At 43.9% G+C, this 21615-nt stretch carries 19 protein-coding genes and 1 riboswitch; of the genes, 9 read left to right on the top strand and 10 right to left on the bottom strand.

What is annotated here, in order from left to right; translation table 11 throughout:
* Window positions 1–6 precede the first annotated feature (6 nt).
* On the bottom strand, window positions 7–1191 hold the full coding sequence (locus A7D23_RS06555; RefSeq protein WP_019226093.1) for a PLP-dependent aminotransferase family protein: 1185 nt from the start codon (window positions 1189–1191) through the stop codon (window positions 7–9).
* 207 nt (window positions 1192–1398) lie between these two features.
* On the opposite strand from A7D23_RS06555, the gene A7D23_RS06550 reads away from it, so the two are divergent.
* The gene (locus A7D23_RS06550; RefSeq protein WP_019226092.1) at window positions 1399–2112 is read left to right on the top strand and encodes a uracil-DNA glycosylase; all 714 of its coding nucleotides are present in this window, start codon (window positions 1399–1401) and stop codon (window positions 2110–2112) included.
* Here A7D23_RS06550 and A7D23_RS06545 read toward each other — a convergent pair.
* The 3 genes from A7D23_RS06545 to A7D23_RS06535 form a co-directional block, all read right to left on the bottom strand.
* Window positions 2081–2917, bottom strand: a complete 837-nt coding sequence (locus tag A7D23_RS06545) for a S1-like domain-containing RNA-binding protein (RefSeq protein ID WP_019226091.1) — start codon at window positions 2915–2917, stop codon at window positions 2081–2083. The genes A7D23_RS06550 and A7D23_RS06545 overlap by 32 nt on opposite strands.
* Before the next feature lie 166 nt (window positions 2918–3083).
* The gene (locus tag A7D23_RS06540) at window positions 3084–3710 is read right to left on the bottom strand and encodes a carbonic anhydrase (protein ID WP_019226090.1); all 627 of its coding nucleotides are present in this window, start codon (window positions 3708–3710) and stop codon (window positions 3084–3086) included.
* Window positions 3711–3732: 22 nt separating this feature from the next.
* Complete coding sequence (locus A7D23_RS06535; protein ID WP_019226089.1) at window positions 3733–4917, bottom strand: Xaa-Pro peptidase family protein; 1185 nt, start codon at window positions 4915–4917, stop codon at window positions 3733–3735.
* A gap of 503 nt (window positions 4918–5420) precedes the next feature.
* Here A7D23_RS06535 and A7D23_RS06530 point away from each other — a divergent pair.
* From A7D23_RS06530 to A7D23_RS06495, 7 genes are all read left to right on the top strand, one after another.
* A complete protein-coding gene (locus A7D23_RS06530; protein ID WP_025205736.1) occupies window positions 5421–6791 on the top strand; it encodes a TrpB-like pyridoxal phosphate-dependent enzyme in 1371 nt (456 codons plus the stop codon).
* 203 nt (window positions 6792–6994) lie between these two features.
* Window positions 6995–7129, top strand: a riboswitch (cyclic di-AMP (ydaO/yuaA leader).
* A 3-nt stretch (window positions 7130–7132) separates the two neighbouring features.
* A complete protein-coding gene (locus A7D23_RS06525) occupies window positions 7133–8329 on the top strand; it encodes an NlpC/P60 family protein (RefSeq protein WP_019226087.1) in 1197 nt (398 codons plus the stop codon).
* A 269-nt stretch (window positions 8330–8598) separates the two neighbouring features.
* A complete protein-coding gene (locus A7D23_RS06515) occupies window positions 8599–9078 on the top strand; it encodes a DUF456 domain-containing protein (RefSeq protein ID WP_019226085.1) in 480 nt (159 codons plus the stop codon).
* 200 nt (window positions 9079–9278) lie between these two features.
* Window positions 9279–11036 carry an ABC transporter ATP-binding protein gene (locus A7D23_RS06510; RefSeq protein WP_019226084.1) on the top strand — a complete coding sequence of 586 codons (1758 nt, stop codon included), beginning with the start codon at window positions 9279–9281 and terminating at the stop codon, window positions 11034–11036.
* Window positions 11037–11197: 161 nt separating this feature from the next.
* Entirely contained in the window at window positions 11198–11716 is a 519-nt protein-coding gene (locus A7D23_RS06505) for a hypothetical protein (protein WP_019226083.1), read from the top strand.
* A gap of 88 nt (window positions 11717–11804) precedes the next feature.
* A complete protein-coding gene (locus A7D23_RS06500) occupies window positions 11805–12848 on the top strand; it encodes a DUF4474 domain-containing protein (RefSeq protein ID WP_019226082.1) in 1044 nt (347 codons plus the stop codon).
* A gap of 121 nt (window positions 12849–12969) precedes the next feature.
* On the top strand, window positions 12970–13941 hold the full coding sequence (locus tag A7D23_RS06495; protein ID WP_019226081.1) for a DUF4474 domain-containing protein: 972 nt from the start codon (window positions 12970–12972) through the stop codon (window positions 13939–13941).
* Window positions 13942–14023: 82 nt separating this feature from the next.
* Here the strand turns inward: A7D23_RS06495 and A7D23_RS06490 are convergent, their stop codons facing one another.
* Window positions 14024–15139, bottom strand: coding sequence for a DUF6765 family protein (locus A7D23_RS06490; protein WP_019226080.1), 1116 nt, complete (start codon window positions 15137–15139; stop codon window positions 14024–14026).
* 91 nt (window positions 15140–15230) lie between these two features.
* Window positions 15231–15995 carry a MerR family transcriptional regulator gene (locus A7D23_RS06485; RefSeq protein ID WP_025205739.1) on the bottom strand — a complete coding sequence of 255 codons (765 nt, stop codon included), beginning with the start codon at window positions 15993–15995 and terminating at the stop codon, window positions 15231–15233.
* Window positions 15996–16148: 153 nt separating this feature from the next.
* On the opposite strand from A7D23_RS06485, the gene A7D23_RS06480 reads away from it, so the two are divergent.
* A complete protein-coding gene (locus A7D23_RS06480) occupies window positions 16149–16634 on the top strand; it encodes a rubrerythrin family protein (RefSeq protein ID WP_019226078.1) in 486 nt (161 codons plus the stop codon).
* A gap of 568 nt (window positions 16635–17202) precedes the next feature.
* On the opposite strand, the gene A7D23_RS06475 is transcribed toward A7D23_RS06480, so the two are convergent.
* From A7D23_RS06475 to hslO, 4 genes are all read right to left on the bottom strand, one after another.
* Complete coding sequence (locus A7D23_RS06475) at window positions 17203–19128, bottom strand: MFS transporter (RefSeq protein ID WP_019226077.1); 1926 nt, start codon at window positions 19126–19128, stop codon at window positions 17203–17205.
* Between the two features lie 35 nt (window positions 19129–19163).
* On the bottom strand, window positions 19164–19589 hold the full coding sequence (locus A7D23_RS06470; protein ID WP_242871506.1) for a MarR family transcriptional regulator: 426 nt from the start codon (window positions 19587–19589) through the stop codon (window positions 19164–19166).
* 253 nt (window positions 19590–19842) lie between these two features.
* A complete protein-coding gene (locus tag A7D23_RS06465) occupies window positions 19843–20595 on the bottom strand; it encodes an SDR family oxidoreductase (RefSeq protein WP_019226075.1) in 753 nt (250 codons plus the stop codon).
* Between the two features lie 18 nt (window positions 20596–20613).
* Complete coding sequence (gene hslO, locus A7D23_RS06460) at window positions 20614–21492, bottom strand: Hsp33 family molecular chaperone HslO (RefSeq protein ID WP_019226074.1); 879 nt, start codon at window positions 21490–21492, stop codon at window positions 20614–20616.
* Between the last annotated feature and the right edge of the window lie 123 nt (window positions 21493–21615).

Here is a 21615-nt window from a genome sequence, read left to right as displayed (position 1 = left end):
TCCACATCAGACAAATTCGCGCAGGACACCGGCAAGGCTTTGCAGTCCTTCTTCAATTTTATCGTCAGGCATATTCGAAAAATTGATCCGGAAAGTATTTTCCCTGCCGCCGTTCGGGAAGAATGAACCGCCGGGTACAAACGCGACGTTCTGTTCCAGGCTTTTGATCAGCACATCCCTGGCATTGATATCCGTCGGAAGCTCAATCCAGGCAAAGAGCCCTCCTTTGGGTCTGGTAAAGGTGACTCCCTCGGGGAAATGATCCTCCATCAATTTTATCGTCAGATTGCGGCGTCTTTTATAGACTTTGCGAATTTTTTCAATATGTTCATCGATATTATATAATTCAAGGTATTTGGCAATTTCTCTCTGGGCCAGGGTGTTGCACTGCAAATCCGTTCCCTGTTTTACAAGGACATATTTTTCAACAACCTTCTGATCACCGGCAACCCAGCCGATCCGGTAACCCGGGCAGAATATTTTGGAGAACGTTCCGAGGCTTAAAACACAGCCCTCGTGGTCAAAAGCCTGCAGGGACGGAAGCGGTTCATCCTCAAAACGCAATTCACCATAAGGATTATCTTCAATGATCATGACCTGGTGTTTCATAGCTGCCTTAACCAGGTATTCCCTGCGGGGCAGTGTCCAGGTTCTGCCTGTCGGGTTCTGAAAGTCAGGAATCACATAAATGAGTTTGACGTTGGGCGTACTGTCCAGTATCCTGTCCAGTTCCGCAGGGATCATGCCATCCTCATCCGTCGGCACTTCTTTGAATTCGCAGCCATAAGCTTTGAACGCACTGATAGCAGCAAGATACGTCGGACTTTCGCACAGCACGACATCTCCTTCATCAAGAAAGACCTTTCCGGAAAGATCCAGGGCCTGTTGTGAACCGTGGGTCAAAAGGATATTATCCGGCTCAAATTTGGTGCCCAGCCGGTTATTCATGCGTGCTGCAATCCATTTCCGCAAAGGAAGATAGCCTTCAGTGGTCGTATACTGTAAAGCCTCCGTCCCTTCTTCTTCCAGCACGATCCTGCTGACTTCCTTGATTTCGTCGAGTGGAAACAGCTCCGGTGCCGGGAGTCCGCCTGCAAAGGAGATGATTTCCGGATTTTCCGTGACTTTTAGTATTTCCCTGATTTCTGAGGCTTTTAAATGACTGATTCTTTTTGCATAGTTGTATTCCATGACGCTCTCTTTTTCCTGCCTTTTCGCACAAATTCACATATTTATTAGTATCCCACATTTGATAGGAAGATTAAAGTCCTAATCTAGTAGATCGATTCGTAAATCCCATAACAACAACGGTACCTTGGTTTGCCCGGATTAGCCTCCAGCTTTTGTAAATTAATTTTGCGAGAGAAAAATGTTATAATAAGTAGCGAGGTGATAGGAATGCAGATTCTTAAAAATGACTGGCATGATTTGCTTCATGCCGAATTCGATAAAGAATATTATCAGAAGCTTCGGAGATTTCTAATCGATGAATACCGATCCCGGATCGTCTTCCCGGATAAATTCGACATCTACAATGCCTTGCATTATACGGCGTATCAGGATGTAAAAGTGGTCATTCTGGGCCAGGATCCCTATCATGGCCCTCAACAAGCCCATGGTTTAAGCTTTTCTGTCCAGCCTGGTGTCCAGGCCCCGCCGTCCCTGATGAATATCTTTAAGGAACTGCACGATGATTTGGGATGTTATATTCCAAACAACGGTTATTTAAAGAAATGGGCCGACCAGGGCGTCTTGCTGCTCAATGCTTCGCTGACCGTCCGGTCCGGCCAGGCCAATTCCCACAGTAGCATAGGCTGGTCCAAGTTTACCGATAAAATCATCGCGCTCTTAAATGAGCGGGAAGACCCTGTTGTTTTTATCCTCTGGGGAAAAAATGCCCAGTCTAAGCTGAGCATTCTCAATCCATCCAGGCATTGTATCATCAAATCTGTTCATCCCAGTCCGCTGTCTGCCCATGCCGGTTTCTTCGGCAGCAGACCGTTTTCCAAAGCCAATCAATTTTTGGTCTCGATTGGCAAGAAGCCAATTGACTGGCAAATAGAAAATCTGCCTGCCTCATCTACCACATTAGCCGGATCGCATCGTCCGTGATTTGGACTGCGCCTTCTTTGAGCAGCCTGCCTAACGCCCGCTTGAAAGCGGATTTGCTCATTTGCAGTTCCGACTTGATTTTTTCAGGAGAACTGTTGTCATTGAGCTTAAGCACACCGCCGTTTGCTTTTAACTTCTCTAAAATGACCCGGGCATCCGTCTCTATTTGCTGCGCGATCTCTTGTCTTAAACTTAATTCCAGCTTGCCATCCTGTCTTACCTTCTTGATTCGGATGTCGACCTTATCACCGATCGCGATGCTGCCACACAATTCCTTATTTGGAATCATCCCGTGATATTGATTATCCACGGCGACAAACGCACCAAACTCAGGATTAAAGTTATAGACAGTGCCATGGGCATTGTCATTTTCTTTATAAGGAGAGTTTATTTTGAGCAAATCATATATTTTCATTGTGGCATATAATTGATGGCTGTTATTGAGCGCTAATCCCACCAGGTAGGCTCCGCCTTTTTTGACCTCACTGACTTGCTCTTTAAGCGGCAGCAATAAGTCTTTCTCCAAACCCCAGTCTAAAAAAGCGCCAAATTCTGTCGTATCGACGACAGTTAAAGCAGCCGTTTCACCAAGTACCAGCCTTGGTTTTTTTATGGAGGCCATGATCCTTTCTTTCGTATCCTTATACACAAATACTTCGATTTTATCACCTATTCTGATATCCTTTGGAGCCAGGCTTATCGGTAATAATACACTATTTTGCGTATCGTTCTTTGCATTCAGGATATACCAATTTTGAGATGTTTTCACGACTTTTAGTTCCTGCATTTTGCCATATTCAATCATCCAAATTTCCTCTTTATTTCATATATCTGATATCAGCTCTTAGTATTTCCTATTATATCTTTATTTAGAAGATTGTACTACTATCGGTCATTTTTATACTAAAATCCAGGAAATCATACGATCTTTGACTCCCTGGATCAAACGATATCCAAGTCTTGATTCGCAGTTAATTCACAAGTTCAAATTCACTATTATGCCGATTGTAGCGGAAGACCTCACCCGTTTCAATAATATAGTACCAGCCTTCGATTGTCAGCGTCTGATTCAGGACTCTTTCCTTGATAAACGGATATGATAACAAATGTTTGAGCTGCTCCACAATGTTGATTTGTTCAGTCATCCATTCCCTTTTCGCCATTTCCGATTCTGGAATATTCATTGCTGTAATCTTTTCTTTAACATTCCCTGCCAATTCCAGCCATTTTCGGGTGTGCGGAATCGATTGCATTTCTTTCTCCGAGGCATATAGCGATTTGCACCCTCCGCAATTGGAATGGCCGCAGACTACGATATGCTGAATGCCAAGAATATTGACGGCATATTCAATTGCAGAAGTCGTGGCCAAATACTCTTCTATATTACGGTAAGGCGGTACAATGTTGGCGATATTCCGGATAACAAACAGTTCTCCGGGTAAAGTTCCGGTGATTAAATTGGGTACCAGTCTCGAGTCCGAACAGCCAATGAATAACGTATGCGGGCTTTGAGAATTCCCTAATTCTTCAAAAAGCTGCCTGTGCTCCTGGAAATCCGTTTCTTTAAATTGAATAAGGCCCTGAAGTAATTTCTCCATATTTTACATCCTTGCTTCTTATTTATACCTCGATAATGTCCGTTCCTCCGCCCGTGAGACATCTGCCGCCGGCAGCACTTACCACATAGGTGTCTTCCACGCCCACCATGCCAATGTTGGGCAGACCCTTTTTCGGTTCGAGCGCGATGACCATATTCTCAGTGAGTTCCGCTAGAAAACCATTCGTAATCACAGGCAGTTCATCGACATGGAGTCCAACGCCGTGCCCGAGAAACTTAACTTGCCGTTCCCCATACCCCATAAAGTTCCGTCTGAAGTCTTCACTGAGCGTGCTCATTACCGATTGATAGATTTCCGACGGTATCGCCCCTGGAATCAGTTTTTCTGCCAGACGCTGCTCAATTTCCATACAGGCGCGATGCGCCTTCACAACATCGGCATCAGGCTTGGCTCCAAAAATATAGACCTGGGTTTTATCGGAATGATAGCCATTGCAGCCAAAACCGACATCGACAAAAACCAAATCCCCTTTTTTTAGCTTTCTTTCCCGGCTGCCTAACAAAGGAACGGCAGGACACATACCATAGGCCCCACCGGGGCCGTCAAAGCTGGTTGGGTAAAGAGAGCTTTCGCCAAAACCAATCTGTCCGGCAACCATTTCCGTCTGAAACATGGAAAAACGGCTAACACCATGATGCCCAATCTTAATCATGGCGGCATAAAGTTCCGCTACAAAATTGGCCTCGCTCATACCTTCCCTGAGCAGCGGCGGAACAAGTTCATGCAGCAGCTTACAATGGTTTTTTCCTGCTTGTTCCACCCATTCCAGCTCGTACGGCGATTTGACCGCTCTGACCGACAGCACCAGCTTGTCTACTGAATGAATACTTGTCATCGTGAAGTACTTCTTCAGCCGCTGCAGCATGGCGAGCGGCACAATCTCTGTTTCAAGATACGTATTCCCTAGCCCAGGTCCGATCATCCCGGCCGCATCACGGTAACTTTCCATCGGATAGATCGTTGTCAGAGGCGATTCAGCTTTGGCGCGATCATAACTACGGCGCACAAAATAGTGCCGGGTCCGGTCTTTTTGAATTACAAGCATGCCGTCCTGCATTGTTCCTGTAAAATAATACTGATTCACTTTACCAAGTATAAGGATAGCATCCCATTCAGGATAGGTCTGATCCATGAGGTCGCATAAGTGATTCAGTCTCCGGTCAAGTTCGTTTATCATAAGTGCCACAGCCAATTCCTCCGTTAGACAATGTATCGCGTACTTCTCTAGAGTTTACCATACTTTGCGTTTTTTCAAAATGGTGCAATTCCCTGACTTTGAAGTTTTACATTTTCTTGACAAAAAGTTAATTTCAAGCTAAGATTTAAGCAATATTTGATACTGTTAAACCGCAGAATGAGAGTAGTAACATGATGTTTGCTGTTTCAAGAGAGCCGCAGTCGGTGGAAAAGCGGTAACAGCACTGATGTGAATGGACTCATGAGGGCCGTGCAGAGATTACAAAGAATGATTGATGTAAGCGTATGCAGGCCGGGAACTCCGCCCGTTATGAATGGAGCGTATGTCCGTCATACGTTTTAAGCGGCGTGTAAACGCAAGTTGGGTGGTACCGCAGAGATCAAAGTCTTTGTCCGATAGTTTGGACAAGGCTTTTTTTTAATAGATTTTCGTTTATTCAACGAAGATTAATCAAAAGATAGTTAATAATAATCTGGAAAGGAATGAAGACCATGACAAGCATACCTTACAAAATCTATTTACCTGAAGAAGAGATGCCCAAGTACTGGTATAATGTAAAAGCTGTTATGAAAGAGCTCCCGCCGCCCTTTATTCATCCGGGCACGATGAAGCCCTGCACCGCAGATGATCTGCGGCCGATCTTCTGTGACGAACTGATTGAACAGGAACTGAACAACACGGACGAATATATCGAAATTCCTGAGGAAGTTCGTGAATACTACAGGATGTACCGTCCTTCCCCGCTCGTGAGAGCCTATAATCTCGAAAAGCTGCTGGATACACCAGCAGAAATCTATTTCAAATTTGAAGGCACGAATACTTCAGGTTCCCACAAATTAAACTCTGCAGCTGCCCAGGTTTATTATGCCAAAAAACAGGGTCTATCTTCCCTGACAACGGAAACCGGTGCAGGACAATGGGGTACGGCCTTATCGATGGCCTGTGCGTTTTATAATATTCCATTAACGGTCTATATGGTGAAGGTGTCTGCAGAACAGAAGCCTTACCGGAAAGCCGTCATTGAAACCTATGGTGGAAAAGTCGTTCCATCTCCTTCCGACACGACGGAAATCGGCCGGAAGATTCTGGCTGAAAACCCCGGCACAGGCGGTTCTCTTGGCTGCGCGATTTCGGAAGCGATTGAAACATCTGTCAAAACCGAAAACTGCCGTTATGTACTTGGCAGCGTACTCGACCATGTCCTGCTGCACCAGTCCGTGATCGGTGAAGAAACCAAGCTTGCCTGTGACAAGTACGGCATTGAGCCTGAAATGATCATCGGCTGTGTCGGCGGTGGGTCAAACTTTGGCGGTCTGGTTGCACCCTTCATGGGTGACAAGATCCGCGGCAAAAACAATATCGAGTTTATTGGTGTTGAACCGGCCTCCTGCCCTTCTCTGACCCGCGGTAAATATGCGTTTGATTTTGGAGATACAGGAAAAACGACGCCCCTGATCAAAATGTATACGCTCGGATCAGGGTTCATTCCCTCTCCGAACCATGCCGGAGGCCTCAGGTATCACGGTATGAGCGGAATTGTTTCCAAACTGTACAATGACCGCTATATGACAGCCCGGGCAGTTGAACAGTCCAAGGTATTTGAAGCAGCTACAGCCTTTGCGCGCTGTGAAGGCATCCTGCCTGCTCCGGAATCCGCACATGCTTTGCGGGTTGCAATGGATGAAGCGCTCAAGTGCAAAGAAACTGGTCAAAAGAAGACCATCCTGTTTGGCCTGACTGGCACCGGATATTTTGATATGGCTGCTTATATGAGCTATAACGCCGGCACAATGACAGACTATATTCCGACCGATGCTGATCTGGAAAAAGGCTTTGCTACGCTGCCAAAAGTGGATCTATAGAATCAGCATTCCTAACAGACTTCGTGATAAGGGAATGTATCTAAACACAGCCTATGAAGGGCGCTTCAAATATAAATTGAGGCGTCCTTCCTTTATATCTCTTGGGCGTTGTAGCTTTGCACAGCGTTATAAAATTTTCGTTCCGAGGCAGGATATTTAAATTATGTGTCGAAATATTACAAAATTGCGTATTATAATATGAACTAAATAAAGAGCTGAATCCAGGCCAGCCTGGAGCGGGGGAACTTCTTTTTCTGGGGTGAATCGCATTTTGCGTAGGGCCTATACCTTTGGTCCGAATCCGTCAACTAACCTCGTAAGCAAAGAAAGGTGAAAATTTGATGCATTTTAAGCAGATCATTTGCGTTATCTTGGCCTGCCTTAAAAAAATATCATGGAAATCACCGCGCCTGCTCGGTGGTTTATTTATTACTATGATATTAATCGGGTCGTTTGCCTGTTACCTTGCCGCTCCAATGAATGCCATCGCTGTCTCAGTCAACGGGAAACAACTTGGACTCGTCTTTAACCAGAATACCGCAGATACACTTATGGCGTCTGCAGCCAAAGAAAAACCTTACGAGATGGCCTATACCAATATCACCGTCAGCAATGCCGATTATCTTCGTTCTGCGCTGCGGCCAAACAATGTTGAAGAAAAAATTAATCAACCCTACGATGCCTATCAGTTCGCCATTAATGGTACTGTGATTGCCGTTTTGCCGGACGCGGAAGATATTGATCAGGTCTTAAAAGAATTTCAGGCGTATTACGTGAAACCAACGAAAGATAATGTCGTGACTTCCGTTAAGATCGCCGAAGACGTCATATCCTCCAAAACAACGGCCGGGCTTTCTCAAATTCAATCACCTGAACAGGTTTTGAAATCTCTGATTGACCATAACTCCCTTACGGTCATCTGTCAGGGAAAATATACGGAAACGCAGAAAATCCAATATGATACCATCACCAAGAAGGATTATAAGCTCGGCTTTGGTAAAAAAGAAGTGATTACGGCAGGCAGTGACGGATCGAAGTCCGTAACCTATTCTTATGTCCAGAGTAACGGCAAGTATTCGGAAAAGCAGGTTGTCAAGGAAACGATTCTCCAGGACGCTGTGACTGAAGTGATTGCCGAAGGCCCGACTGCCAAGCCGATCCTGGTTGCTTCCAGATCCAATAGCTATTCAAATGTCGTTGATTATGCACTGGGCTATGTCGGATGCCCGTATGTTTATGGCGGAATAAGCCCCGGCGGGTTTGACTGTTCCGGATTTACCCGCTATGTATACGCTGCGGCCGGTGTCTCCCTTCCCCATTCCTCTTTCGCGCAGTATGCTTCCGGTACCCCGGTTGGCAGGGATGAGCTGCAGCCGGGAGACCTTGTCTTTTTCTCGACCTATGCCCGGGGCGCCTCACACGTCGGTATTTATATTGGCGGAGGACAATATGTGCACGCCTTTAATTATTCAACCGGCGTTGTCGTATCCAATCTAAGCGCGCATTCGTCCAGTTATCTTGGTGCCCGCAGATATTAACAACTTTGCTGGCAAGAGTTATCAAAACGAACACGATGATGCTAATAGTTTACTTTTAGCATCATTTTTATTTGCGAATCTCTTCCTAATCTCAGCTGATCGTAACCGGCATTGCCAGATTGACACTCTCTGTCATAACCGAGCTGTTTGCATTAAAAAATTGAATTTTTCTTTCCAATCCAGTATATTTATACGGGTAAGCAGCAAATTCATTGGTTATTATCATAGAACATATGAATGATCCTATCTGAAAATGGAGGGAAGAAAGAATGGATATGATTGCTTTAATCATTGCGGTTGTTCTCTTTATTGCGGGTATTGTTGGAACTGTTCTTCCCGTTTTGCCCGGCGTCATTTTGATCTATGCAGGCATGCTGGTCTATGGCTTCATGACAGGCTTCGCAACATTAAATGCCTACTTTTTCATCCTGCAGGCCCTGGTCGTAATCCTGCTGTTCTTTGTGGATTATTTTGCCTCGGCTATCGGAACGAAACGCTTCGGCGGAAGCAAGCAGGCAGCCTGGGGCGCAGTGATCGGCACCATTCTGGGTTTGATCGTTCTTGGACCGCTTGGTATCATTCTCGGTCCGTTTTTGGGGGCGATTGCAGCCGAACTGATCCGTGGTACGGAATTAAAGAAGACAATCCAAATTGGTTTAGGTACACTGCTCGGTGTCCTTGGCGGTACTGCTGTCAAGATCGGTGCCGAAATCATTATGATTGTCTATTTTTTCGTGCGCATCTATTAATGACTTTGCATAAATATTCTATAGAAAGCACATTTCCCCTTTGATTTCTGACAGAAATATTAATTTCATTGTTTCCATAGAATGGGATTTATCCACCTGATTTTTTAATTTTAATGAAATATGCTATACTGTTCCGAGAAAAGAGTAGGATTCCTGCAAGTATTTGCAGGCTTTATTTTTAGAAAGTGTGGCTCTGCAGCATGAATATCCTGAACCGTTTTGTTCGTTATTATAAGCCTTACCGCCTGTTGTTTTATACGGATATGCTTTGTGCAGTGATTGTCTCCGTCGTCGATCTGTCCTTCCCTCAAATCCTAAATCACTTAAACAAAAATGTTTTTACTCAAGGCAGAGAGGTGATCCTGCACAGCATCGGCTTTTTCGGCGCAGCATTGCTGACACTCTACATAATCCGCTACTTTTGCCAGTATTTTATCACTTGCTGGGGCCATATCATGGGAGCCCGGATGGAAGCCGACATGCGCAGGGATTTATTCACGCAGTTTCAAAGGCTTTCTTTCTCTTACTACGACCAGAACAATACCGGTGAGCTGATGTCCAGACTCGTTAACGACCTTTTTGACATTTCCGAACTGGCGCATCACGGACCGGAGAATATCTTTATTTCCTTCCTGAAAATCATCGGGTCATTTGTTTTGCTGATGCTGCTGAATGTGCCAATGACTCTTATCCTGCTCGCTGTCACAGCAATCATGGTGATTTTCAGTATTCAGCGTAATCTCAAGATGAAAGCGGTCTTCTTGGATAACCGGGTCAAAATTGCCAAAGTCAACACAAGCCTTCAGGATAGTCTGGCTGGAATCCGGGTGGTCAAGTCCTTTGCCAACGAAGAAGCAGAAAAAATGAAATTCCGGAAAAGCAATCAGGACTTTCTGGCATCCAAAGCCAGCAGCTATAAAATGATGGGAGGTTATTTTGCCTGGAATTCCTTCTTTTCCGGGCTGCTTTATATTGTCGTCATTATCTCCGGCGGCCTGTCCATTGCCGGTGGATCACTAACGCTTACGGAACTTGTCATTTACCTGCTTTACATCAATATCTTTGTTCAACCATTGGAAGTACTGATTAATTTTACCGAACAGTTTCAAAAGGGTTTTGCCGGGTTTAAACGCTTTGAGGAAATTATGGAGACAAAACCTGATATTATTGAAAAACCAAACGCCCTGCCTCTGGAAAATGTCAAAGGTGAAATAGAATTTTCCAATGTTTCTTTCCGATACAACCTCGATGATGATGTCCTCCAAAATGTCAGCGTCCGGATTCCTACCGGAAGGAAAGTTGCTCTGGTGGGTCCCTCTGGCGGCGGAAAGACAACATTGTGCTCCCTACTCCCCCGTTTCTATGACGTTACCGAAGGAACCATTACGATTGACGGTAACGACATCCGGGATGTCACGCTGGATTCCTTAAGAAATGCAATTGGGATTGTGCAGCAGGATGTCTATATGTTCAGCGGTACGATCAAGGAGAATATTGCCTACGGCAAAGCGAATGCCTCCGACCAGGAAATCATCGAGGCTGCCCGCAGTGCCAACATTCATGAATTCATCATGTCTTTGGGACTTGGTTATGACACGTTCGTCGGTGAACGGGGCGTCCGGCTTTCGGGAGGACAAAAACAGCGACTTTCGATAGCAAGGGTATTTTTGAAGAACCCGCCGATATTAATCCTGGATGAAGCGACTTCGGCACTGGATAATGAAAGTGAACGCTATATTCAGGAGTCTCTGTCCAAGCTATCGCATAACCGGACGACGATTATTATTGCCCATCGTCTGAGTACCATTAAAAATGCTGACGAAATCATTGTCATTACAGATGAGGGCGTTCAAGAAAGAGGCACTCACCGCCAGTTGGTTAATCTTGACGGGATCTATGCCCGGTATTACAACATGCAGTTTGAGGGAATCGATACACAAGAACGTCAGCCGGAGTAATGCAGATCAACGTAAACGTATTCAAAGTAATTATTGTCCATAAGCACTAATGATCGGTATTATTTTGCCGAAAAATTTTTGCAGAAAAATTTAACTTAATAATATTTTTGTTATTTGACAAAAATAAGTTAGGTCATAATTGCTTATGGAGGTAAAGATAAATGGATGAAAAAAACAAGACCATCTTAGCTTCTGCCAAAAAAGACATGGAAGTTAGTGAGGAAATCGGCGATCTAAGAAGCCAGTTATCCGCAATGGAAAACACCATGAATCAGTTGAAACAAGTATCATTCAGTAACTTTTCTTCTCAGGGTAGTACAGTAAATCAGAACGAAATCATTCAGCAAAGCCAGCAGGCAGCCAATCAGCTGCAGCAGCAAATTCAGGGCTTCCGTAACCAGACCCAGCAGCAGAAACAGCAGGCAGATCAACAGCTACGACAAGCTATCCAAACGGCGATGACCGCTTTGACACAGGCCAATCAGCAGATCCAGGCTCACCAAGTACTGGAACAGATGGGGCAACTTATTGATCAGACTCAGGGCCAGTTATTTCAGATGAGCCAGCAGAGTCAAAATATGGTCAGCCAGCAGGGCCAAAGCCAGCAGCCTTCTCCTTCTCAGTATGGGCAAAGCATTCAGGGTCAGGGTATGCAGGGACAGAGCAGACCGAGTCATTAATCTCAATTTATCAATACCCAGTATTTGCATACTGGGTATTTTTACATATTATATCCATATATTGGTATTCTATTAAGGAGGAAGGAAGATGTTATTATTTAACAGAAATGCCTCATACTCTTATTATCAAAGTATGCAGCAATCAACCTGGGATAAATCAATAACCGATACTGGGACATCAGCGGCGACATCAATAGAGACTGAGACTGAAACTAGAACAAAGACTGAAGCTGATTCAGCACTTGCAACAGAAGAAAATAAATCTCATACCGGGTCTGTCTCCGTTGGTACCGGTAACGAAGATCTTGATGAAATCATTGAAATTGCCGGTTATTCCTATGATGCGCGACAGGATATTTTTATCTCGAATATGAAGCCCTGGCAAAGGTATATCGGTTACTGCCGGCTTTTTGATGAGGCTGCCGCACCGCTTGGCATGATCATCGACTGTGAACCCATAACCTTTGATTACCTCAACGAAAAGTGGATGGTTGGCCTTTGGAAAGGTCAGTATGATTTGGTCAACGGCGGTGAAATCGGCCTGTATAAGTCAAACGGTCTTGTTTACCAGTCCGTCAACGATAAGGAGCTTCTGGACATGTCGTATACCATCAAGAAGAATGGAAAAAAACTTTTCTCCAGAAAAGCAAAACATTGGTGGCTGACCGGTTTCAAACTCGGAGAATTTGCTGAGCCGAATGAGCTGACGATGGATATCTGCCTCACGTTGAAAGACGTTAATATGAGGAATGCTTTTCTTGCAGGAATGCGTAAAGCCGGCTACAACGAGCACGAATTAGCCGTAGAGGATAACAGCGTAAGCTTCACGTTCGATATCCCCAAGACGGCCCAGCCCTGGACCCGCACACGATTGACTGATCAGTTGATCCAGCGCAAAAATAAATTCTTATGTGAAAAATATCAGGAAATAACCGGCTCTGAGGGTACCGTCCAGGAACGGCTCAAATTGTTGGAAAAACAAGATCCCGGAATGTACAAGAAAGTGAAAAAAATTGGCAAACGCACCCCTTCCCTGGAAGTCTGGATGGAAGTATTGATGACAGCTCTGATTATTATCCTCTTTTTAAGAGCCAATACAGTCAGATTACAACGTTTAAGCATTGAATCCTAAAAATTTATTCATTTTAAAAATTTTATTTGTCACGGACAAACCTGTTCCAGAGTTTGTCCTTTTTACATAAAATATTATTGTCAAATATTCTAAAAATTAAATCTGTTAAGGGGCGAATCCAATGTTATTTCACAAATCCAACGCTTTCATTCGCTATCCTATTCAAACCGGAATCTCCAATCCTGAAATTATGGAACGTCTTGCGGTTCCCGCTCAAGGTACCGGTGACCCCGATTTGGATCAGGTGATTGAAAATGCCGGTTATCGGTATGATCCAGGACAGGATATTTTTTACGCGACTTTAAATCCATGGCAAAGAAATGCCGGGTATTGCCGAATTTATGATGAGGTATCAGCCCCGACGGGTATGATTATTGATTGTGAACCGGTTTATTTTGAATATGACGGCAAGAAATGGATGATTGGCTTCTGGAAAGGTCAGTACGATCTGGTAACCGGCGGAGAAATCGGGATTTATACCGGAGCATTTCATTTTACGCTTCCGGGAATTTTTAGCGGAATGTTTTATAAATCTGCTGACAACGATGAATTGCTGCCGATGTCCTTTGTGTTAAGGAAGAATGGAAGCGTGCTCTTTACCCGATCAGAAAAACACTGGTGGCTTACAGGTTTTAAATTAGGCGAATTTTCTGATCCTTCGGAATTAACGATGGATATTGATCTTGCTTTTCCGAATACAGCAATGCGGGACGCTTTTCTAAACGGTTTAAGAGATGCCGGATACAATGACCAGGAATTTTATTTTTCCGGAAATAACGTATCTTTCACTTTTGCTAAGCCGCATACCGTCCAGCCAAGAACGCGAAAACCCAGTACAGACCGGCTCATTCAGGCTAAAAACAAATTGTTATGTGACAAATATCAGGAAATCACGGGTCCTTACAGAACAATGCAAGATAAAATGAAAGCGATTGAGAGCCTAGCCCCGCAGTTATATCAAACCGTCTTAAGACTCGGAAAGAGCAAGGAATTTTATGAATTGTGGATGAAGGTTCTGATCCTGGGCTTAGTTGGTCTTTTTGGTTACAGAAGAAGCAGAGAACTTTTCGAACATCAAAGAATCAGTGAATAGCAGCAATTTTCGGGACAAAAGGTCCTTTTTTTTTGCCTATTTTTTACGATCCCCTCCCAAACCTACCTCTTTGTTCTCTTCGTTATTTAGGAATAAACAGTTTGTTTTGATGACAGCATTCAAAGAATCTTTTTTTATACCACTTGACCGCCTGATAAAAATGGTACCAGTCGGATTCTGCAAAATGATCAGCAAGAATCACATTGTCTACTCTCCTGTTGTTAAAGGTTTGGGGATTAAAATTTTGAAACGCTTTTCTCAACCATTCACTCTCCTGATAGACAATGCCAGACCATTCATTTTTCTGAAACATCCCGTATTTAAGCATGAAGGCAATCCAGCTTTCTTCCCTGTTTCTATCCGAATCTTTATTAATCAGCTGGCTCATAAGTTTAGGGGTATCATCGAATTGATAATTTGAATCCCGGAATTCAGGATGTTTTTTTAAATAAATCTCAAGGTACCCTTTTATTTTGGCCAAAGCTCGCTGATACCTTTCTTTATTGTCAATCTCCACAACGGTGTATCTGCCCTCGAAGGTATCGCTGCTGTCATACCGATAGGACCAAACAAGGTAAGGCAGATCAGGAAAGGTCAACGCCTGCCCGTGGCCATAAGCGGGCACAATACGGTCAAACATTTCGTCATATTTTTCTCCGCATAACTGTTTAAACAAATACAAAATCAGATCAGGTATTCCTAAGTAGACTTCATTGCGCGCTCCGCAATGATTAATATCATTCACTTTGCTGAGCATGCCGCTGAAACCCTGATGTGAAAAAGTATCGGCATAAGCATGCAGAACAATCCCAAATTTAATCAGATTATTGTCGTCCAGGGCCTCATTTAAAAGCACCAGGGCCACTGGCGACTCCTCTTTACAGCGGAGTTTCTTAGTGAAGTTTTCTCCTTTGCAGCCAGGAACAAAATGGAAGGCACAGGTATTGTTGATCATTGCCTCGTAATTAAACGTTTTTATTTTAAAATAGGAATGACAGGTTGCCATATTTAAAAAAACGGCACGGTTATCAGAGCGGTCAACACTGACTTCCGGTGCCGGATTTTGGATCGTCATCAGATTAATTCTGGCATCATCCACATACTGCGAAGCATAGGCAATTTTTCTGGAGCTTTCCTTGTTGAACCCACATGACCTGCAAAATGCCAAAAGCGCATAATAATGAATATCTCTTTTCAATAGAAGGCTCCTCCTTTGCCATGTCCATCTTGATCTTATACAAACCTTCAAGATAATATATGGAAATGGCAAAACGGAAGTGAACCTTTTTCTATTCGTTCATCCCGGTATAAATAAGAATCGCATCCCGTAAAAAGGCTGCTGTCCCAGGATGCTTCTTATCATAGTAGGCTGTAAACCTCGGGTCATCAGCATACATCTGTCCCAGACCGGCATGTGCTTCTTTGCTGTATTCCTTCCAAAAATAGCTCAGCCAGTTACGGTGCAGCTCTGCGGTTTCCTGAGCAAGTCCGGAGGCAGGATCACCTGTTTGGAAAGCTGCTTCAAGCTTTTCCGTAATCATGGCAGAAAGCCTAGTCATTTCTTCATACTCCTCAGGTTTCATGCCCTGAAATTTTTGATTGGACTGATCGACAACATCGTCTCCATATTTTTGGCGGATTTCCTCGCCATAAGTTGTTTCATTTTCTTGAATCATTTTTTTCTTGAGTCCTTCAAATTTTTCTTGGTCAGACATGGTCAGTCTCCCTTCATAAGACGCAATCGTTTTCTCAATATTCACGATAAGGCTTTCAAGCTGCGCTTTTTTTTCCAGCAGCTGTGAACGGTGCTCTCGGAAAGCTTTTAGTTCATTAAAAGACGGTGAATTGATCACTTCCTTAATTGTTTCCAGCCCCATACCCAGTTCACGATAAAGCAAGATCTGCTGCAGCCTGTTTACTTCCGCCTGTCCGTATAGGCGATAGCCTGAAGAATTAATCCTGGCCGGCTTTAGAAGCCCCATCTGATCATAATACCTTATTGTTCTGGGACTGATGCCTGCCAACCGGCTAAGTTTCTGTACAGAATATTCCACACCACTCACCTCAAAACTAGGATACACCTTGACGTCGCGTCAATGTCAAGAAAAATATTTCCGATACTTTGGGACAAAATAAGATATAATATTACAATTATAGGCTATTTATGGTAATATTATGAAAGTGGAGAATGATAAGGAGGGATTTATATGACATCGCAAGACAATATGAAAGAATCTTTTGCTGGCGAATCTCAGGCTAACCGAAAATATACCGCTTTCGCTCAGAAAGCTGAAGAAGAAGGATATAACGGCGCTGCCAAGCTATTTCGGGCAGCAGCTGAAGCTGAAGCCCTGCATGCGTTAAGCCAGATGAAAGTGCTGGGTATGCTGAAATCAACAGAAGAAAATCTCAAAGCTGGGATCGATGGTGAAACTTTTGAGTTTACGAAAATGTATCCGCGTTTTCTGGAGAAAGCAAAAGATGAAGGCGATTCTGAAGCACAAAGAGTTTTTCACTTAGCTAACGAGGCTGAGAAATCGCATGCCGCCTTATACAAAGACGCACTTAAAGATTTAACGGCAGACAATGACTATTATTACTGCCAGGTATGCGGCTATATCCATAAAAACGAAGCACCGGAAAAATGCCCCGTTTGTGGTGCACCCTCTTCAAAATTCAAGAATGTGCAATAAAAAGCCCAATCAAGAGCACTGCTACAACGCTGCGACAATTTTGCCGGCAGCGTTTTTATTGTTTAATAGTAAACTCTGGGTTTACATCATGTAGCCTAACTGCTCTTCGGCTATTGCGCCATCCATGGCGCAAATAGCCGCGCTCCGCATCGTGCTCCGCTTGGCCGCAGATAGACTACATGACGTTATATTTCGGGTCCATTAAGCCATTATATAAAGGTCTCTCGTCGCTTATTTGCTGTTCTGAATGCTTTAAAATGGAATTAATGTTTATTATATCAATGCCAGACACTTCATACTGCTGAATTCTTCAAATATTGTAGCCTTACACAGATATGGAGTCGAGCGTTAAGTGTCAGTGGCGTTAAGCGAGCAAAAACCGCAGCGTCAAGACATGCCAACGGTGAACATTCTAAAAAGCCCAGAGGTTTTGGCATGTTAGCGAGGATTTGTGCGAGTAGCCACGAAAACGTGCGAGCGGAATATCTGTGTAAGGCTGCAATTACTCAAGAATATAAAAAGAAGCAACTCAAAATATTAATTCTATATTTGCGGCTTGTGTTTAGCCCTATCCTTGCTTATTGACTGGTTTTCTTCGATAGAAGCACAGGAAGATCAAGCCAATCAGAGAAGAAATCGTAACTGTCAGATACACCTGCTTAAATCCGCTGTTTAAGGTTTTTTGGAATTCTGATTCAATGACCGTGCTTCTCTGATCAATCTCCGCGAGATAATTTTGTTTGGCTGTGTCAAAAGCTCCCGGGACGGCATCTTTTAAGACCGTCATTTTTTCTATCGTATCCCGGAAGGATACGCTTGACTGGGGCATCGATTCCACAACCGTAAGCTCATCAATTCCGTTTTGAATCCCGGTTTGAATATTCGAAATCATATCCGGAGCCATGCCAGCAAAGAAGCTCCCTGCAATCAATTTGCTGTTCTCCGTGATGGTCGTAACGTCAGAAGATTTTATTTTGTCCATCAGCTCGTCAGGAATTTGATAGTCACTGCTGCTGTTCATATTGATTTCAATCTTTTCCAGATAGGAAAAGTTGGGCATATCGACGGTTGCCAGAACATTTTTCATCATTGGATTGCTTTTCATCTCATTGATTTCTGTTGTAAGTTCCTGTGCATACGGCAGTTTCGGCATGGAGACTTCTTTGGGCAGCAGGTTCATCACATTATTCTGAACCGCCACTCCGGCATGCGCCAGAAAACCAACCATGACTGCCGGCGCAATCGCCGTTCCGATCGATCGAACAAGAGACAAGGCGGCGAGTGCCGAATTGGACTCTTCATCTTTGGCATTTTCCAGCATCATATAATTTAATGGTGTGCCCATCGTAAAGCCCATACCAAGACCCATGAGAACCAGACTGATGTTTACCATCAGCATACTGGGCTGGTCAGCTGCGACAAAGATCAGAAACAGCGAACCAAGCAAAGATATCAGAAAACCTAGACCTAGAATCATTTTAGGTCCGTATTTATCGATCAGCTTTCCGGATAAAGGAGCGCCAACCCCTGCAAACAAACCGAGAATGATAACAAAATAGCCGCCGCTCCCGGAAGCAATTTTCAGTGAGTTTTCGGCAAACTGCGGTACAAAAATCATCCCCATTAACACAATTCCGGTAATAAAGGCAATGATAAAGGTGATCATGATCCTCGAGTTTGTAAAATACGATAAATTCATCACCGGATCCTCTGCTTTTTTCTCAGCCAGGATAAAGAAAGGAATAAGAATCCCAAACAGAGTCAGGAAAGGATAAACACTCGTACTGATTAAAGTTGACTTGAAATCAAAGAAGTCAATATTTTTAAGTCCATACATTAAAGCGAGAATCATCACGGTCAGAATTAGGATTCCACCGATATCAATCTTTTTGACATTGTCATTTCTGTTGTTTGGCAGACAGAGAAAGCCGGCGATCAGGATAAACAGCGTGATCGGCAGATTCACATAAAAAATAAACTGCCAGTTGCTCTTGCCGAAAATATCCAGAATTGCACTGCCTGCCGAAGCACCGAAAATATTGGCAATCCCGTATACTCCCCCAACCAGTCCCAGGGCCATCCCCCGTTTTTCCGGAGGAAAAGTCGTGCCAAATTCAGCAGTCGCAACCGGAAGGATTCCGCCTCCACCAAGCGCCTGGACAATTCTGGCTGCGAGCAGGACCGTAAAGCTGTTAAACTCCTGGGCTAAACCGCAAAATAAAGAACCCAGACCAAAGAGAAAGATACTGGCAAGATAAATGTACTTGCGTCCGAACATATCAGCAAGTTTACCCATGATCGGAATACTGGCCGCATAAGCCAGTGTATAAATCGTAATCATCCAGATCCCGGTTTTTTCATCGACCAGCAAATTATTTTGAATTACTGTTCTGGCCGGTGTGACAATTCCCGTGTCAATCGCACCCATAAAAATACCGAGCAGATATAGAATCATAACGAGAACAAAGCTCTTTTTCGTATTTGATTTGTTCAACTTGCTTAACTCCAATCTTTAGATTTTTGATTGGTCTAAATTTTCTCGCATTCATTGACGGCTTTCATGCTATTGGCGGCAATGACCGACATTATTTTTTGGAACTGTGCGATGTCTTCTTCGTCAAGCCCTTCATAGATGGCTGTATGCCAGTCAGTCAGGATTTCCTGCATGTTGTCCATGATTTCCAATCCTCTTGGCGTTAGGGTTATTATTTTCTCGCGGTGGTTTTCAGGGTTTATCATTCGATTGACATACCCTTTTTTTTCGAGCTTGCTTAAGCTTTTGGCAACCGCTCCCTTGTCAATGACAAAAAAAGTAGCAATCATATCTTGATTTACCTGATCGTTTTTAGATAAAAACATCAGAATTTCTTGTTCAGAATGCCCCAAATGATATTTACTCAACCTTCTCATTGAATAAATGCGATTAAACCGAAATATGACCGACAGGTCTTTCATCAGCAACACGAATCACCCCCTTTACATATAGTTGTATTTGCAACTGTTGTACTAACAACTATCTTATTCGTTTTCTTTATGTCTGTCAACAGACGACATCAACCCATCCATATAAAAATATCTGATAGGGTGGATAAGTACGATCTAAAGAATAACCATAAGAATAACAAAATAACAAAAATCCGTTGAAACAATATTTCAACGGCGGTGCATCAGTCAATATATTCAGTAAATATACCCGAAGCAAGGATTTCTAAACAAATTTTTCTTTTTGCAGTTTATAGAGAAAATACAACAGTATTTTTTGAGGCAGGATTTTCATAAGGGCAAAGGCAGCCTTCATCAATATCCCGGGAATAATCATCCTTTTATGTTTGAGCATCCGGTCAACCGTATACCTGGCTACATAAGGGCTGTCCAGTGCTTTTACCCCAAACGTGATCTTGGCATTTTGTTCAAACTCGGTATGCACCGGCCCTGGACACAGTACGCCTACATACACTTTGCTGTTCGTTTTTTGCAGCTCCTTATGTACAGCTTCCGTCAGTCTCAGTACATAGGCTTTCGAAGCATAGTAAGCAGCCATCAAAGGCCCGGGTAAAAAGGCAGCCGAAGAAGCCACATTTAATATATACCCTCGGTTACGCCGCTTGAAGTCCTGCAGAAACAGTTTCATTAAGATATGAACTGCTTTGATATTGGTATGAATCAATTCCAATTCTCTGGTAAGATCCGTCTGATCAAATTCGCCGTATACAGCAAACCCGGCATTATTGATCAGCATATCAATCTCCTGATTTTTAACCAGGTCATAGAGTCGGAAACAGGATTCCTCCTGTGTAAGATCGAGGCTGATCGTCTGGACATTGCAGGAAAGCTCTTTCTTTAATTCTTCCAGCCTGTCAAGACGCCGTGCAACCAGGATTAAATCATAGCCTTTCGTGCTCAGCACTCTGGCAATATCCCGGCCAATACCTGAACTGGCCCCGGTGATTAAGGCTTTCATATCCTGTACTGTTCCTTTCTACCTTGTGGCATCCTTCAGCGTCTCCAGTCCCTCTCTCGAAAACAGGTAGGTCTCGTTGCAAAAATGGCACTGGGCTTCCGCCTGGCCGTCGGTTTGAATGATCTCTTCGATTTCCTCTTTGCCTAAGCTGATCATCGCGTTGCCGATCCGCTCCTTGGAACACTGGCATTGAAATTTTACCGGCATTTTTGCCAGTACCTGAACATTATTTTTGCCTAAGATTTCTTCCAACATTTCCTCTGGCGTAAACCCATGCTGAATCATCGTTGAGACCGGCGTAATCGTTTTAAGATGTTCTTCAATTTCAGAAATGGTCTCTTCAGCAGTTCCTGGCAATAGCTGGATAATAAAACCGCCGGAAGCTTGAATTGTATGATCCGGTGCAACCAAGACACCGAGTCCGACCGAAGAAGGGATCTGTTCGGATTTGACGAGATAATAGGTAAAGTCTTCCCCGATTTCTCCGGAATATAATGGAACCTGCCCGGTAAAGTAATCCCGCATACCCAGGTCCTTAACAACAGACAATGTGCCTTCAGAACCTACAGCTCCGCTGACGTCTAATTTCCCGATTCGATTTAGATCCAAATGCGTTTGAGGATTGGTGACATAGCCCCTGACTTCCCCGTACGCATTGGCGTCAACCAGGATAATACCCAACGGGCCGTTGCCTTCAATCTTGACAGTCAGTTGTTCATCGCCTTTGAGCATTGCCCCGAGCATTAAACCGGCGGTCAGTGTGCGGCCGAGTGCCGCCGATGCTGTCGGCCAGGTCTGATGCCTGCGCTGGGCTTCACCGACGGTTTCCGTCGTTAAAGCTGCGTAAGCGCGTACCTTGCCGTCATAACCCAAAGCCTTAACTAAATAATCGTTCATTTCAATCTCCTTATCTATCGCTGAAATTGATCTTCAAGGACAAACAAAAGGCTGAAGAAATCTGTCATCAGCCTTAGAAAAAGCTTTTTTAACACCGTCATTATTAGATCATAATTAGCACAA

The organism is Dehalobacter sp. TeCB1 (assembly GCF_001707455.1).
GTDB classification, from domain to species: domain Bacteria; phylum Bacillota; class Desulfitobacteriia; order Desulfitobacteriales; family Syntrophobotulaceae; genus Dehalobacter; species Dehalobacter restrictus.
This window is presented reverse-complemented; position numbering and strand designations above follow the sequence as displayed.